The sequence below is a fragment of the Acidovorax sp. GW821-FHT10E04 genome (genome assembly GCF_059415185.1).
On sequence record NZ_JBWKMT010000006.1, the window covers coordinates 187,501 to 203,012 of the forward strand.

The 15,512-nt window shown below is 66.9% G+C and carries 15 protein-coding genes; 5 read left to right on the plus strand and 10 right to left on the minus strand.

Annotation, left to right across the window (positions count from 1 at the left end):
* Nucleotides 1-6 precede the first annotated feature (6 nt).
* Nucleotides 7-1,149, plus strand: a complete 1,143-nt coding sequence (gene proB, locus AC07OC_RS19895; RefSeq protein WP_218293476.1) for a glutamate 5-kinase — start codon at nt 7-9, stop codon at nt 1,147-1,149.
* 81 nt (nt 1,150-1,230) lie between these two features.
* Here proB and AC07OC_RS19900 read toward each other — a convergent pair whose 3' ends face one another.
* The gene (locus tag AC07OC_RS19900; protein ID WP_218293477.1) at nt 1,231-1,899 is read right to left on the minus strand and encodes an RNA pyrophosphohydrolase; all 669 of its coding nucleotides are present in this window, start codon (nt 1,897-1,899) and stop codon (nt 1,231-1,233) included.
* 92 nt (nt 1,900-1,991) lie between these two features.
* Between AC07OC_RS19900 and AC07OC_RS19905 the strand changes: the two genes are divergently transcribed.
* On the plus strand, nt 1,992-3,734 hold the full coding sequence (locus AC07OC_RS19905) for a proline--tRNA ligase (RefSeq protein ID WP_218340316.1): 1,743 nt from the start codon (nt 1,992-1,994) through the stop codon (nt 3,732-3,734).
* Complete coding sequence (locus AC07OC_RS19910; RefSeq protein ID WP_218293479.1) at nt 3,731-4,420, plus strand: lytic transglycosylase domain-containing protein; 690 nt, start codon at nt 3,731-3,733, stop codon at nt 4,418-4,420. The genes AC07OC_RS19905 and AC07OC_RS19910 overlap by 4 nt, the downstream gene beginning before the upstream one ends.
* 229 nt (nt 4,421-4,649) lie before the next feature.
* Here AC07OC_RS19910 and paeA read toward each other — a convergent pair whose 3' ends face one another.
* From paeA to hemA, 7 genes are all read right to left on the minus strand, one after another.
* Nucleotides 4,650-5,999 (minus strand): polyamine export protein PaeA, encoded by a 1,350-nt coding sequence (gene paeA / locus AC07OC_RS19915; RefSeq protein ID WP_218340315.1) that lies wholly within the window; start codon nt 5,997-5,999, stop codon nt 4,650-4,652.
* A gap of 160 nt (nt 6,000-6,159) precedes the next feature.
* Nucleotides 6,160-7,167, minus strand: coding sequence for an AAA family ATPase (locus AC07OC_RS19920; RefSeq protein ID WP_218340314.1), 1,008 nt, complete (start codon nt 7,165-7,167; stop codon nt 6,160-6,162).
* A 151-nt stretch (nt 7,168-7,318) separates the two neighbouring features.
* Nucleotides 7,319-8,002 carry a hypothetical protein gene (locus AC07OC_RS19925; RefSeq protein ID WP_218340313.1) on the minus strand — a complete coding sequence of 228 codons (684 nt, stop codon included), beginning with the start codon at nt 8,000-8,002 and terminating at the stop codon, nt 7,319-7,321.
* Between the two features lie 160 nt (nt 8,003-8,162).
* Entirely contained in the window at nt 8,163-8,486 is a 324-nt protein-coding gene (gene grxD, locus AC07OC_RS19930) for a Grx4 family monothiol glutaredoxin (RefSeq protein WP_218293483.1), read from the minus strand.
* Nucleotides 8,487-8,539: 53 nt separating this feature from the next.
* Nucleotides 8,540-9,382: a peptide chain release factor N(5)-glutamine methyltransferase gene (gene prmC / locus AC07OC_RS19935; protein WP_218340312.1), complete on the minus strand. Its 843-nt coding sequence runs from the start codon at nt 9,380-9,382 to the stop codon at nt 8,540-8,542.
* A 73-nt stretch (nt 9,383-9,455) separates the two neighbouring features.
* Nucleotides 9,456-10,568, minus strand: coding sequence for a peptide chain release factor 1 (prfA, locus tag AC07OC_RS19940; protein WP_218340311.1), 1,113 nt, complete (start codon nt 10,566-10,568; stop codon nt 9,456-9,458).
* 115 nt (nt 10,569-10,683) lie between these two features.
* Nucleotides 10,684-12,000, minus strand: a complete 1,317-nt coding sequence (gene hemA, locus AC07OC_RS19945) for a glutamyl-tRNA reductase (RefSeq protein ID WP_218293486.1) — start codon at nt 11,998-12,000, stop codon at nt 10,684-10,686.
* 72 nt (nt 12,001-12,072) lie between these two features.
* On the opposite strand from hemA, the gene AC07OC_RS19950 reads away from it, so the two are divergent.
* Nucleotides 12,073-12,351, plus strand: coding sequence for a hypothetical protein (locus tag AC07OC_RS19950; protein ID WP_218340310.1), 279 nt, complete (start codon nt 12,073-12,075; stop codon nt 12,349-12,351).
* Nucleotides 12,352-12,462: 111 nt separating this feature from the next.
* On the plus strand, nt 12,463-13,434 hold the full coding sequence (locus AC07OC_RS19955; protein WP_218293488.1) for a Bug family tripartite tricarboxylate transporter substrate binding protein: 972 nt from the start codon (nt 12,463-12,465) through the stop codon (nt 13,432-13,434).
* 113 nt (nt 13,435-13,547) lie between these two features.
* Here AC07OC_RS19955 and ugpQ read toward each other — a convergent pair whose 3' ends face one another.
* A complete protein-coding gene (gene ugpQ / locus AC07OC_RS19960) occupies nt 13,548-14,321 on the minus strand; it encodes a glycerophosphodiester phosphodiesterase (protein ID WP_218340309.1) in 774 nt (257 codons plus the stop codon).
* Between the two features lie 152 nt (nt 14,322-14,473).
* Nucleotides 14,474-15,478, minus strand: coding sequence for a sn-glycerol-3-phosphate ABC transporter ATP-binding protein UgpC (gene ugpC, locus AC07OC_RS19965; protein ID WP_218293490.1), 1,005 nt, complete (start codon nt 15,476-15,478; stop codon nt 14,474-14,476).
* Nucleotides 15,479-15,512 lie beyond the last annotated feature (34 nt).

The following is a 15,512-nucleotide window of genomic DNA, read 5'->3' on the forward strand; positions in this document are numbered from 1 at the left end:
AAAAAAATGGTTTCCAGCGTATTGCGTGATGCCCGCCGCATCGTGGTGAAGGTGGGTTCCAGTCTTGTGACCAATGAGGGGCGTGGCCTCGACGAAACCGCCATTGGTGAATGGAGCCGCCAGCTGGCGGCCCTGGTGCGTGGCGACGGCGGCGTACCGCGCGAGGTCGTGATGGTGTCCAGCGGTGCCATTGCCGAAGGCATGAAGCGCCTGGGCTGGACCACGCGGCCGCACGAAGTCCACGAGTTGCAGGCCGCTGCCGCCGTCGGGCAGATGGGACTGGCGCAGATGTACGAAACCAAGCTGCGCGAGCAGGGCATGGGCAGCGCGCAGGTGCTGCTCACCCATGCGGACCTGGCCGACCGGGAGCGCTACCTGAACGCGCGCTCGACCTTGCTCACGCTGCTGCGCCTGGGCGTGGTGCCGGTGATCAATGAGAACGACACCGTCGTCAACGACGAGATCAAGTTCGGCGACAACGACACGCTGGGTGCCCTGGTGGCCAATCTGGTGGAGGCCGATGCGCTGATCATCCTCACGGACCAGAAGGGCCTGTACACCGCCGATCCGCGCCGTGATGCATCGGCGCAGTTCGTCCACGAAGCCAAGGCGGGCGACCCGGCACTGGAGGCCATGGCCGGCGGCGCGGGTTCCAGCATCGGCAAGGGCGGCATGATCACCAAGATCCTGGCGGCCAAACGGGCTGCCGGCTCGGGGGCGTCCACCGTGATTGCCTGGGGGCGTGAATCCGACGTACTGGTCCGCCTCGTGCGGGGCGAGGCGCTGGGCACCTTGCTCGTGGCCCAGACGCAGAAGAAGCAGGCCCGCAAGCAGTGGATGGCCGACCACCTGCAGCTGCGGGGTTCGGTGGTGGTGGACGCCGGGGCGGCCGCCAAGGTGCGGGATGAAGGCAAGAGCCTGCTTCCCATCGGGATGACGGCGGTGGAGGGCGACTTCTCCCGTGGTGACGTGATTGCCGTGCGCGACGCCTCCGGCGCTGAAATTGCCCGCGGCCTGGCCAACTATGCGGCGGCCGAGGCGCGGATGCTGTGCCGCAAGCCCTCGACGGAGTTCGAAAGGCTTCTGGGGTATGTTGCGGAGCCGGAGATGGTGCACCGCGACAATCTGGTGCTGGCTGCCACCAGCTGATGGCCAAGCTCCAGGCCACTCGCACCCAGTCAAACGCCTGCTCTGCGCAGGCGTTTTTCATGGTGGCTGGCCACTGAAGGGCTAGCGCGGCGTGGTGACCGTGGGCAGGCCGTCCAGCTCCCCCGGCACACTGTTCTGCGGGTCGGGATCGAAGCTGGCGCCCGGAGGGAGCTCCATTCCCGGATTGATCAGCATGGACCCGGTCCGGAACATCGTGCCCGCGTGCTCCCCTTCGCGCGTGCGCATGCCGCTGCGCAGGTAGCGGTTGCGCTGCTCGTGGCGGGGCAGGTAGCGCGCCAGTTCCGTGAGGGCCATCTCATAGACGCCGCGCTTGAATTCGACCACCACGTCCAGCGGAACCCAGTAGTCGTTCCAGCGCCAGGCGTCGAATTCCGGGTGGTTGGTGGCACGGAGGTTCAGGTCCCAGTCGTGGCCCACCAGTTGAAGCAGATACCAGATTTGTTTCTGGCCTTTGTAGTGTCCGCGTGCATCGCGGCGGATGTACCGGTCAGGCACCTCATAGCGCAACCAGTCCCGGGTGCGGGCCACCACGCGCACGTGGTTGGGCAATAATCCCACTTCTTCATGCAGTTCACGGAACATGGCCTGTTCGGGGGTTTCACCCCGGTCAATGCCGCCTTGCGGGAACTGCCAGCTGTGGGTGCGTATGCGCTTGCCCCAGAACACCTGGTTTTTCTGGTTGAGCAGGATGATGCCGACGTTCGGCCGAAAGCCGTCCCGGTCAAGCATAATCAAACCCCAAATTTTTAAACTATGTCCATTATGCACGGCGCCTAGCGTGCAGCAAGTGGGCTGCCCCGTTCTGCCCGAAATCGATTCCGATGAAAGCCTCCCAATTCTTTATTTCCACCCTCAAGGAAGCTCCGGCGGATGCCGAAGTGGTCAGCCACAAACTCATGACGCGGGCGGGGCTGATCAAGAAGCTGGGCGCTGGCATCTACAACTACATGCCCATGGGGCTGCGGGTGATCCGCAAGGTCGAGGCCATCGTGCGCGAGGAGATGAACCGCGCGGGGGCCGTGGAGCTGACCATGCCCGTGGTGCAGCCGGCCGAGCTGTGGCAGGAAACGGGCCGTTTCGACAAGATGGGCCCCGAGTTGCTGCGCATCCAGGACCGCCATGGCCGCGATTTCGTGGTGCAGCCCACCAGCGAGGAAGTGATCACTGACATCGCGCGCCAGGAGCTCAAGAGCTACAAGCAGCTGCCCAAGAACTTCTACCAGATCCAGACCAAGTTCCGCGATGAGCGCCGCCCACGCTTTGGCCTCATGCGCGGGCGTGAATTCGTCATGAAGGACGCCTACAGCTTCGACCGCGACCAAGGGGCGGCCAAGGCCAGCTACCAGGTCATGGCGCAGGCCTACCGCCGCATTTTTGACCGCTTTGGCCTGACCTACCGCGCCGTGGCGGCCGACAGCGGCGCCATCGGTGGCGACCTCTCCGAAGAGTTCCAGGTGATCGCCGCCACGGGCGAGGACGCCATCGTCTACTGCCCGGCGAGCGACTACGCCGCCAACATGGAAAAGGCCGAAGCGCTGGCCCCTTCTGGTCCACGCGGCGCTGCCACGCGGGCGCTGACCAAGACGGCCACGCCGGGCAAGAGCACCTGCGCCGACGTGGCAGAGCTGCTTGGCGTGCCACTGGCGACCACCGTGAAGTCGCTGGTCCTGGCCACGGACGAAACCAATGAGGCGGGCGAGATCGTCAAGACCCAGGTCTGGCTGCTGCTGCTGCGCGGCGATCACGACATGAACGAGATCAAGGTGGCCAAGGTGCCGGGCATGGCGGGTTTCCGCTTTGCCACGCTCTCCGAAATCGAGGACCACTTTGGCTGCAAGCCCGGCTACCTGGGCCCCATCGGCCTGAAGAAGCCCCTCAAGATCGTGGTGGACCGCGAGGTGGCCGTCATGGCCGACTGGATCTGCGGCGCCAACGAGCCCGATTTCCACATCACCGGCGTCAACTGGGGCCGCGACCTGCCCGAGCCCGATGCCGTGGCCGACCTGCGCAACGTGGTGGCGGGCGACCGCTCGCCGGACGGCAAGGGCGAACTGGCCATCGAGCGCGGCATCGAGGTGGGCCATGTGTTCTATCTGGGCACCAAGTACAGCAAGGACATGAACGCCACCTTCCTGGGTGACGACGGCAAGCCGGCCTTCTTCGAGATGGGCTGCTATGGCATCGGCGTCACGCGCCTGCCCGCCGCCGCCATCGAGCAGAACCATGACGAGCGCGGCATCATCTGGCCCGACGCCATCGCTCCGTTCACCGTGGTCGTGTGCCCCGTCGGCATGGACCGCAGCGAGGCCGTCAAGGCCACGGCCGAATCGCTGTATGCGGACCTGCTGGCCGCGGGCGTGGACGTGATCCTGGACGACCGTGGCGAGCGCCCTGGCGCCATGTTCGCCGATTGGGAGCTGATCGGCGTGCCGCACCGCGTGACCATCGGCGACAAGAGCCTCAAGGAGGGCGTGGTCGAATACCAGCATCGCCGTGACACGGCGGCCACCAAGGTGCCCACGGCAGACATCCTGGCCCACGTGAAGGGCCGCATGGCGGTATGAGCGAGGCGCGGCTGGCTTTGGCGGCAGGGGGGACGCCCGAGGGCGGCGGCCTGTCCCGCCGTGCATGCCTGGCCGCCCTGTCCGCCCCCGCGGCGTGGCTGGCGGCCCCTGCAGCGGCGCATGCGGGCGGCCAGCTCGAAGAGCCTCTGATGGACTCCGTGCGCACGGCGCTGAGCTCGGCCATTGCCAACCAGGCCCCGCCCGAACCCGAGTTCTTCACCACCGAGGCCCGCATCCACTACCTGCGCTGGCTGGGCACCATGAGCGACCGGCTGCGCCGCCGCAAACCCGAGTGGGAGATCCGGCGCGACTTCCTGCAGACCGCCTGGTACGAATCCAAGCGCGCCGGGCTCGATGTCTCCCTGGTCCTGGGGCTGATCCAGGTCGAAAGCGCCTTCCGCAAGTTTGCCGTCTCCAGCGTGGGCGCTCGCGGCTACATGCAGGTCATGCCGTTCTGGACGCGCGTGATCGGCGACGGCGATGCGGGCAAGCTGTTCCATCTGCAGACCAATCTGCGCTTTGGCTGCGTGATCCTTCGCCACTACATCGACCGGGAACGGGGCGACCTGTTCATGGCGCTGGGCCGCTACAACGGCAGCCGTGGGCGCTCGCCCTACCCGGATGCGGTGTTTGGCGCCCAGCGCAACTGGCTGTTTGGCGAGAAGCCTCAGCTGCCCGCAGCCTGAAGCGGTCCCCTGCGGCGCCCGGCCTTGGTGCCAACGCAGCCCGGCGCCGGAGGACAGACCCGTGGAATCCGCGCAGCGGCCACCGATGCGGATACGGGTGCTCCTATTCCTATAGCTGCTGGCGCTTATGCTGAGGGCGTTGGAGCCCGATTTGATCCATGCTTTGGCAGGCCGCTGTGGCAGGCGCCGTGCCGCACCGGGCCCGACGGGCATGGCCGCGAAGGCATCCCTACTTCACAGGCGCCGCGGTGCTGTCCGCCGGAGGGGGCGTGGCAGGGCTTTCCGCCTGGGGCGCACCCAGGCGGGACACCATCACCTGGTCGATGCGGTAGCTGTCCACGTCCAGCACCTCGAACTTGTAGCCGCCCCAGCTCACGCTGTCCGTGCGGCGCGGTACGCGGCGCAGCATCACCATCAGGAAGCCGGCCAGCGTCTCGTATTCTTCCGCGTGGGGCAATTCGTCGAGCGACAGCGCATGCAGCACGTCTTCGATCGGCGTGACACCGTCGATGAGCCATGAATTCTCGTCGCGCCGCACGATCTGCTCTTCGTCCGCCGGGCCCACCAGGTCGCCCATCACCGTGCTCATCACGTCGTTCAGGGTCACCACGCCCACCACCAGGCTGTACTCGTTGACGATGACGGCAAAGTCCTCGTGCACCTGGCGGAACTGCTCCAGCACCTCCGAGAGGGTGAGCCGGTCGGGCACGATCAGCACCTTGCGCACCAGGCTGTCGTCCGCCAGCGAGATGGGCTGGTTGTTCAGCACGCGCTGGAAGAGATCCTTCGCGTCCACGTAACCCACCACGTGGTCGATATCGCCCTCGCAGACGGGGTAGGTCGAAAACGGCTCGGCCGCGATGCGCAGGCGGATGACGGAGTCGGGCTCGTCGCGCAGGAAGAAGGCGATCCGGTCGCGGGGCGACATGGCGCTGGACACCGTGCGCGTATCCAGCTCGAACACGTTGGTGATGACCTGCTGCTCGCGGGCCGCCAGCACCCCGGCGCGCGCGCCCGCCTCCATCATCGCCAGGATGTCGTCCGAGGTGATGCGGTCATCGCGCAGGGACGACATGCCCAGCACCCGGAACAGCGCATCGGCCCCCCGGCTGTAGAACCACACCACGGGGCGCAGCAGCGTCATGCACCAGGCCATGGGCTGTGCCAGCCGCACCACCAGGCGCTCCGGCTCGGCCATGCCCAGGCGCTTGGGAAACAGGTCGGCAAACAGGATGAACAGCGAGGTGATGACCAGGAACGACGCGAGGAAGCCGGCGGTCTGCGCGGTCGGCTCCGAAAACCACAGTCCGAACAATGCGCTGAAATGGGGGCTCAGCGCTCCCTCGCCCACGATACCGCCGAGGATGGCCACGGCGTTCTGGCCCACCTGCACCACCGTGAAGTAGTCGCCGGGCTGCTCCTGCATGCGCAGCACCCGGTCCGCGCGCGCGTCCCCCTCATCGGCCATCTGGCGCAAACGCAGGCGGCGCGCCGCCGCGAGCGAAATCTCGGCCATCGAAAAAAAGGCGCTGGCCGCGATGAGCAGGCCGATGATGAAAAGGCTTTGGGACAGGGTCATGGGACGGGCTACGGCGAAGGCGGGCAGGGCGCTGGGCAAGCCCCTTGGACAAGTGTAGCGGCCAGCCTGCCTGCCGCCCCAGTGCGCGCCCACGCTGCCGAGGCTGGAGGAGGCCCGCGCCGCGCGGGCATCTCGGCCGACTTCAGCCGGCGTGCCCTGGCTACTGCATGAAACCCATGCGCCCCTTGGCGCTGGCGGCGCGCGGCAGGTCCGACACCTCCACGGTGCTGCGCTGCGCGAGCCGCGCGTTGCCGAAGCCGGTCATGAGCGCGCGGCGCATCTCGCGCGGCGGCATCTGGGCCAGCTGGTCCAGCACGTCCGGCGTGGGGTCGGGGTCGAGGCGCCGCCCCCAGTCATGCCCCGCGCGGATGCCGTGGTAGAGGTTCAGGGCGATGGCGCGGGCCTGTTCCTGGTTGGGCGGCTGCACCTGGTACACATTCATGCGGTTGAGGATGGGGTCGGGAATGCCCCGTTCATCATTGGCCGTGGTGATCCAGATGACCTGGCTCGCGTCGATGGGGATCTCGGCGAACTCGTCGGTGAAGCTCTGCGCCGTGTCGTGCTCCAGCAGGCTGTACAGCGCGCCCATGGGGTCGTACTGCGCATCGGTGCTGGCCTTGTCGATTTCGTCGACGACGATGACGGGATTGGCGTATTCGCCCTCCACCAGGGCCTCGAACACCTTGCCCGGGCGCGCTCCCTTCCATTGCGCCGACGAGCCCGACAGCAGCCAGCCCGCGGTCATGGAGCTCATGGGCAGCAGGTTCATGCCGGTGCCCAGCAACTCGGCCAGATGGCGCGCGAAGTGGGTCTTGCCGATGCCGGGTGGGCCCAGCAGCAGCATGGGCGTGACCTCCAGGCCGTCGCTGCTGTCCTGCGCCAATGCCACGTGGCGCTTCACGTCGTCCAGCACCTCGGTGAAGTTGGGCAACTGCCCGTACAGGCTGGCCATGTCGGGGATGCCCGAGGGCTTGACCTGAAAGCGCTCCGGGCCACGCTCCAGCATGCGTTCGTACACGGTGCGCAGGGTTTCGTATTCGCGCTGGTTGCCGGACTCCTGCAGCCGTGCGAGCTTGCGCTCGACATCGCCGGGGTGGAACACGTTGCGCATCTGGGCCACCGGCAGGCGCAGGGCCGGGGGCTGGGGAACAAGGCTATGGCTGGTCATTGCATGCTCCTTCATGATGTGAGGTCACGCAATCATTCAAGCACACAACGTGCCGGCCGGATGATAGGGGTTCAATGGATTGGACGAAAGTCCATTGAATCTCTCGGAGTGTTACAAAGCCTCTCGAAGCTCTACGGGCCCAACCAGTTGGCTATTGCACCTTCTGGAAGGGGATGCCCTCCGACATGCTGGCGCCCAATTCGGATGGCCGATTGAAGAAATACATGGTTGCGCCAACCCGGTGCATCGCCACATTGATCTCCTGAATGTGGGAGCTTGGGCGCAGGTAACACTGCCGACCTCCGATGGGAACCGGCAAGCAAGAGTAGACGCCAAACTGGATGAACTCATGGACCTCGGGACCAATGAGTGTCCAGCCAACCGTGCCAGTAGAGACAAAATCGTCGAACTCGGCGGTGATGTTGATTTCAGGATAGTGCGCAGAATTCCACGTGCGTGCAGTACGCGTGGTTTGCCCAGCGTGTGAAAGAACGCGGGGCGTTTGTGTTAGTTCAGCTCTGGCGTCCCCCGTACAACCTGGGCCGGTGTAATAGGTGCCTTTTGCCACCAGGCCCAAGCTGCCATTCTCGTTCAGAGTGATGGAGTAAGTCGTTTTGAGGAATGCAGATGAGCAGGCTTCCCAGGTGCCCACATATTTCGCGAGCCCGGAGGGCACAGTTGGCGGGTCGGTCGGGACTGGATTGCCGGGCGGTGGCTCGGACGCAACGGGTGGACTCGGGTCGTCTGAACCACCGCATGCCGCGAGAAGGGCCGTAAGAAAAAAGGCCGCGACAACGCGCGATACACGTCTGCCAAAAGTGCTTTTGGGATTCATGGGTGTCTTGGGGGAGAGCCTGAGCAGACGGCGGTTTTACCATGAAGTCAAACATTCTCGGTTGCCCCTCCATGGGGTAGTTTCCCCATTTCCATATCGCCCTGGAGCGAAAGCAAAAAGCCGCCCGCAGGCGGCTGTGTGGGTGCGAACCGATATGGGCTCAGCCTTCGGTGCCCAGCACCTGCTTGAGTTCGCCCGATTCGTACATCTCCATCATGATGTCCGAGCCGCCGATGAACTCGCCCTTCACGTACAGCTGGGGAATCGTGGGCCAGTTGCTGTAGTCCTTGATGCCCTGGCGGATTTCGTCGTCCTCGAGCACGTTGACGGTGACCACGGCTTTGGGGTCCACGCCGCAGGCCTTCAGGATCTGGATGGCACGGCCCGAAAAGCCGCACATGGGGAAGCTGGCGCTGCCCTTCATGAACAGCAGGATGTCGCTGGATTTGACGAGGGCGTCGATGCGTTGCTGGGTGTCGCTCATGGGGATACTCCTTGAAAGAGGCGGGCGAGCCTCACCGGCCCGCGATGGGGGGATTATTTCACTGTCGGCCACTGTCCGCCCGAGCAGCGCGCGATGCCGGCCAGATCGTTGCGGCTTTGCACCTGGATGAAACCGGTGGCGGCGAGCAGGGCCCGCACGGCGGGGGCCTGGTCGTGCCCGTGCTCCAGCAGCAGCCAGCCGCCGGGCCGCAGGTGCGCGGGGGCCTGGGCCACGATGGCGCGGATGTCGTCGAGCCCGTCGGCGCCGCTGGCCAATGCCTGCAGGGGCTCGTGCCTGAGCGCGGCCAGGTGCGGGTCGGCGCTGGCGATGTAGGGGGGGTTGGAGACGATGGCATCGAACAGGCCCGGCACGCCCGCCAGCCAGTTCGCTGGCTGGAACTGCACGGCCAGGTCCAGGCGCCGGGCGTTGGCCTTCGCCACGGCCAGCGCATCGGCGCTCGCGTCCACCGCCAGCACCTGGGCTGTGGGGCGCTGGTGCTGCAGCGCCAGCGCGATGGCGCCGCTGCCGGTGCCCAGGTCCACGACGCGGGGGGCGGACAATGGGGCCATCATCTCCAGCGCCCAGTCCACCAGCGTTTCGGTGTCGGGGCGCGGGTCCAGCACGCGCGCATCCACCTCCAGGTGCAGGCCGTAGAACTCCTTGCGGCCGGTGAGGTAGGCCACGGGCTCGCCCGCAACGCGGCGCTGGCACAGGGCGATGAACCGGGCGTGCACGGCCTCGTCCAGCGCGTCCGTGTCGTGCGCCAGCAGCCAGGCGCGGCCGGCGTCGGGCCGGGCCAGGGCGTGCAGCAGCAGCAGTTGCGCATCGATGCGTTCCAGGCCTAGGGTGCGGGCCTGGGCCAAAGCCTGGGCCAGGGTGGGGGAGGTGTTGTTCACTACTATTTTGATAGCTACTGGCGCATGTCCATCAAGCGCCAGAGGCCAGTTTGATTCAAATTCTGGATGGAGATCAGCCCGTGGTGCCCATCTCCAGCTCTTCCAGCTGCTCGGCCTCGCGTGCGTGGGCCAGGGCCTGCAGCACGTCGGCCAGGTCGCCTTCCATCACGTACAGCAGCTTGTACAGCGTGAGGTTGATGCGGTGGTCCGTCAGGCGCCCCTGCGGGAAGTTGTAGGTGCGGATGCGGTCGCTGCGGTCGCCGCTGCCGATCAGGCCCTTGCGCAGCGCGGCCTCCTTGGCGGCACGCTCGCTGCGTTCTTTTTCTTGAATGCGCGCCTGCAGCACCTGCAGGGCCTTGGCCTTGTTGGCGTGCTGGCTGCGGCCGTCCTGGCATTCGGCCACGAGGCCGGTGGGCAAGTGCACCACGCGCACGGCGGAGTCGGTCTTGTTGATGTGCTGGCCGCCCGCGCCGGATGCACGGAAGGTGTCGATGCGCAGGTCGGCCGGGTTGAGCTTGATGGCCTCGTGCTCGTCGGGCTCGGGCATCACGGCCACGGTGCAGGCGCTGGTGTGGATGCGGCCCTGTGTTTCGGTGGCGGGCACGCGCTGCACGCGGTGGCCGCCGGACTCGAACTTGAGGGTGCCGTAGACACCGCTACCGGAGGGGCCCGTTCCGGGCTGGCCTTCGATGCGCAGCACGATTTCCTTGTAGCCCCCCAGCTCGGCCGCGTTCTCGCTCACGATCTCCACCTTCCAGCCCACGCGGTCGGCGTAGCGGGTGTACATGCGCGTGAGGTCGCCCGCGAACAGGGCCGATTCGTCGCCGCCCGTGCCGGCGCGGATTTCGACGAACGCGTTGCGCGCGTCGTCGGGGTCCTTCGGCAACAGCAGGCGCTGCAATTCGTCTTCCAGCTGCAGCAGTTCGGCTTCGGCACTGGTGATTTCTTCCTGCGCCATCTCGGCCATGTCGGGGTCGGCCAGCATCTCGCGCGCGCCGGCCAGGTCGGCCTCGCGCTGCTGGTAGCGGGCGTAGCGGCCCGCCACCTGCGTGACCTCGGCATGCTCGCGCGAGATGGTGCGGTACTGCGCCATGTCGCTCATGATGTCCTCGCGCGAGAGCAGGAAGTCGAGTTCGCCCAGGCGCTGCGCGTAGCGCTCCAGCTGGCTTCGGAGAAAGGGTTTCATGGAATCCTGGAGAAATGGGTTGCTACGTATTTTGTAGCTGTTAGCGCTTGTGTATCAAGCGCTGAGGGCCGATCTGGCTTGAAATCGGAACGGGCTGGGGTGCGGGCGGGCGCCGCTACAGGCCGTTATGGGGGGTCTTGCTTTGCGAGCGCAGGAACAGGCGCGAGACGGTCTGGGCCGTCTGGGCGCGCATCTCGGCGTCGCCCGCGCGCAGCTCGGCCAGGGTGCCGTGCAGCATTTTCTGTGTGAGGCCACGCGAGAGGGCTTCGAGCACGGCGTCCACATCCTCGCCCTTGGCCAGCAGCTTCTTGGCGCGCGCGATCTCCAGGGCGCGCCATTCGTCGGTCTGGGCGTTGAGCTGCTGGATCAGCGGCACCACGCCGCCGGTTTCGCCCGCCGGGCTGCGCAGCTCCATCCAGTGCATGAAGCTCTGCACGCCCGCGTCGATGATGGCCTCGGCCTGCGCCACGGCGGCCTGGCGGTTGGCCTGGGCCGTCTGCACCACGGTGGCCAGGTCGTCCACGGTGTACAGGTACACGTCGCCCAGGGCCTTGACCTCGGGTTCGATGTCGCGTGGCACGGCCAGGTCGACCATGAAGATGGGGCGGTGGCGGCGCTTTTTCAGCGCGCGCTCCACGGCGCCCAGGCCGATGATGGGCAGGCTGCTGGCGGTGCAGCTGATGACGGCGTCGAACTCGTGCAGGCGCTCGGGCAGGTCGGCCAGGCGCATCACCTCGCCGCCAAAGCGGGTGGCGAGCTTTTCGCCGCGCTCGAGGGTGCGGTTGGCAATCGCGATCTGCTTGGGGTTCTTGGCCGCGAAGTGCGTGGCGCACAGCTCGATCATCTCGCCCGCGCCGACGAACAGCACGCGGATCTTGCCGAGGTCTTCGAACAGCTGGCTGGCCAGGCGCACGGCGGCGGCGGCCATGCTGATGCTGTGCGCGCCGATCTCGGTGCTGGTGCGCACCTCCTTGGCCACGGCGAAGCTGCGCTGGAAGAGCTGGTTGAGCGTGGTGCCCAGGGCGCCAGCGGTCTCGGCGGCGCGCACGGCATCCTTCATCTGGCCCAGGATCTGGGCCTCGCCCAGCACCATCGAGTCGAGCCCGCTGGCCACTCGGAAGGCGTGGCGCGCGACCAGGCTGTCCTCGAGCGTGTAGGAGTGCGAGCGCAGCAGCGCGGGGCTCACGCCGCCGCTCTGGGCCAGCCAGCCCAGCGTGTGGTCCATGGCGGGCTGCTCGCCCGCGCAGTAGATTTCGGTGCGGTTGCAGGTGGAGATGATGGCCGTTTCCACCCCGGGGTGGCGGCTGGAGGTGCCCAGCGACTGGCGCAAACCGTGCAATGTGGGGGCGATCTGGTCGAGCGCGAACGCGAACCGGCCGCGCAGATCGAGCGGCGCGGTGGTGTGGTTGATGCCGAGGGCCCAGACTGCCATAGTTCCCGATTATAAAATTGTTGGCCCGAACAGGCGGCCTTGCCTGTTCAAGCCTTGATGTGGGTCAATTCCATGGGTCCTCTGGACGTTTTCAATCACCTGCTCAACTTCGTGGCACCCGCCGCGGCCGTGGCCCTGCTGCTTGCCTTGTCGGGGCGCTTCATCGGCTCCAGAACACCCCTGCCGCTGTCTGGCGGGTCTCGCCTTGCGATCGTCTTCACCGTGGGCGTGGCAACCCTGGCCGCCGGACTGGTGGTGTGGGGGCGCGACGGCCGTATGCTGACCTATGCCGCGCTGGTGGTGGCCTGCGCCACCTGCCAGTGGGTGCTGGTGCGCGGCTGGAAGGCCTGACCGGCCGCACACCCGCGCGCAATGCCGTGCCATGCCCCGCACCCGCCGCCGGGCGGGGCGGGTGCACACTCCCCGATCCTCAACAACACAAAAACCTGGAGATAGAACACGATGACGCTCAAGCATTCCTGGCCCGTACTGGCCGCGGGGCTCGCCCTGTCGGTGGCCGCGCAGGCCCAGCAGGCCTTTCCTTCCAAGCCCGTGCGCATCGTCATCGGCTTTCCGGCCGGCGGCCCGCTGGACCAGCATGCACGCTTGCTCACCGACAAGCTGCAGGCCGTGCTGGGCCAGCCCGTGGTGGTGGACTACAAGGCCGGTGCGGGTGGCACCGTGGGCGCGCAGGACGTGATGAAAGCGCCGCCCGACGGCCACACCATCATGCTGGCCAACACGGGCGTGATGGTGATCAACCCCGGGCTCTACAGCCGCCTGCCGTATTCCACGCTCAAGGATTTTGTGCCCATCGCGCGCACCGCCATGCAGCCGCTGGCCCTTTTGGTGAACCCTGGCGTGCCCGCCAAGAACCTGCAGGAGTTCATGGCCTACGCCAAGTCGCGGCCGGGCCAGGTCAACTTCGGCTCGGCGGGCAATGGCGGCATCAGCCACCTGGTGCCCGAGATGTTCAAGACGGCCACCGGCCTGTTCATGGTGCACATCCCCTACCGGGGCAGCGCACCCGCGTTCACGGACCTCATGGGCGGCCAGGTGCAGTTCATGGCCGAAAGCATTCCGCAGGCCGCCAGCTACCACAAGCAGGGCAAGGTGCGCGCTCTGGCCGTGACCAGCAAGGAGCGCAACCCCGCGCTGCCTGACGTGCCCACGGTGATCGAGAGCGGCATCAAGGGTTTCGAGGTGGTGGGCTTCTACGGCTTCCTGGCTCCGGCCGGGACACCCAAGGACGTTGTCAACAAGCTCAGCGATGCCTTCGGCCAGGTGCTGCAGATGCCCGAGGTGCGCAACCGCATGGTGACCCAGGGGGCGGACCCAGCCTTCCTGGGGTCGGACGACTTCGCGAAATTCCTGGCTGCAGAGATGCCGCGCTGGGCCGACGCGGTGAAGAAGTCGGGCGCTAAATTGGACTGACCCCGTGAGGCGCTGCGCGCCTTCCCCCTGGAAGGGGGACGCCACCGGTGGCCCGGCAAAGCCGGTTCCACGGTGGCGCGGGCCTTGGGGCGGGGTTGGGGCGACGGCAGGCCCTAGGGCGTGGCGGGCGAAAAAAAGTCCACGCGGTCGGTGATGATGCCGTCGGTTTCCAGGTGGAGGAGCCGCTGCGCGGCCCAGTCGTCGTTCACCGTGTAGCTCAGCGCACGCAGGCCCGCGCCGTGGACCTGCGCGACCAGCACCGCATCCCACAGTGCGTGGTTGCACACGATGGCCACGCAGCCTAGCTGGCGGGCCAGGTCCAACCAGCCGTCGCGCAACGTGTCCAGCAGCAGCGCGCGCGGAATGTGGGGGGCCGTGGCCCGGGCGCCCGCCAGCGCGTCGGGCTGGAAGGATGAGAACAGGGGCTGCACGGCCTGGCCCTGCCACAGACGCGCCGCATGTTCCCCTACCACCCGGCCCGTTTTTTCCTCGACCCCGGGCGTTGGCTTGATCTCTATGTTCAGGAAGAAGCCGTTGGCGATGCAATAGCGCGCCGTGTTCTCCAGGGTGGGCAACGGCTCGCCCGCGTGGGTGCGCGAATGCCAGCTGCCCGCGTCCAGCTGGGCCAATGCGCTCCAGGGGTGATCGCCCCCGGTGCGGCTGGCGGTGGTGCCCAGCGCCTGCGCCGCGTTGGTGGTGCGGTCCAGCGTGGCGTCGTGCATCAGGAATGGCACGCCGTCGGCACTCAGCTTGGCGTCGCACTCGAACATGCGGTAGCCATGCCGGGCGCCCAGCCGGAACGCGGCCAGGGTGTTTTCAGGGGCCAGCTTGCCGGCGCCACGGTGGGCGATCCAGCGGGGGTAGGGCCAGGGAGTAGACATGGTCATCTTGCCTCGTGGTTTGCGGGCCACGCCGCGGTGGCCACTGGCACGGCACCGCGCGCGGACGCCGAGCAAGGGCCGCCCCGCAGCGACGGCGTCGTCCCCCTTCCCGGCGCAGCCGGGAGAAGGGGGAAGCGGCGAAGCCGCTCAGGGGTGGGTCACTTTCTTTTTCCGGTGGTGGCGTCGAACGCATGCAGGCGGTCTGGGCGCGGCACCACGTGGATCACCGAGTCAGGCGCGGGCGCATGGGTGCCTTCTTCCACGCGCACAATGATCTGTTCGCCATGGATGCGGCCGTAGATGAGGCGCTCGGCGCCCAGCAGTTCCACCGTCTCGACCTTGACTTCCCAGCCTTCGCTGCGCACGTCCAGGTGCTCGGGGCGGATGCCCAGGATGGTGCCGGGCGCGGCGCTGGGGGCGTTCTTGAGCAGGTTCATGGGCGGCGAGCCGATGAAGCTGGCCACGAAGGTGGTGGCGGGCGTGTGGTAGACCTCTTCGGGCGTGCCGAACTGCTCCATGTTGCCGGCGTTCATCACGATCATGCGCTGCGCCAGCGTCATGGCCTCGACCTGGTCATGCGTCACGAACAGGCTGGTGATGCCCAGTTCGCGGTGCAGCTTCTGGATCTCGAGGCGGGTCTGGGCGCGCAGCTTGGCGTCCAGGTTGGACAGCGGCTCGTCGAACAGGAACACCTGGGGCTGGCGCACGATGGCACGGCCCATGGCCACCCGCTGGCGCTGGCCGCCCGACAGCTCGCGCGGCTTGCGTTCGAGCAGATGGCCCAGTTCGAGGATCTTGGCGGCCTTGTCCACGCGTGCCCTGATTTCCTCCTTGGGCACCTTGGCGATCTTCAGGCCATAGGCCATGTTGTCGAAGTTCGTCATGTGCGGGTACAGCGCGTAGTTCTGGAACACCATCGCGATGTCACGCTGGGCGGGTTCCAGGTTGTTCACCACGCGGTCGCCGATGCGAAGCTCGCCGCCGGAGATTTCCTCCAGGCCCGCGACCATGCGCAGCAGGGTGGACTTGCCGCAGCCCGAGGGGCCCACGATGACGATGAACTCGCCGTCCTGGACCTCGGCGTTCACGCCGTGGATCACCTGGTTGGCCTTGGGGCCATGGCCGTAGCGCTTGATGATGTTGCGAAGGGAGATGGATGCCATGATGCAATGAATTTGATAGCTACAAGTGCTGAAT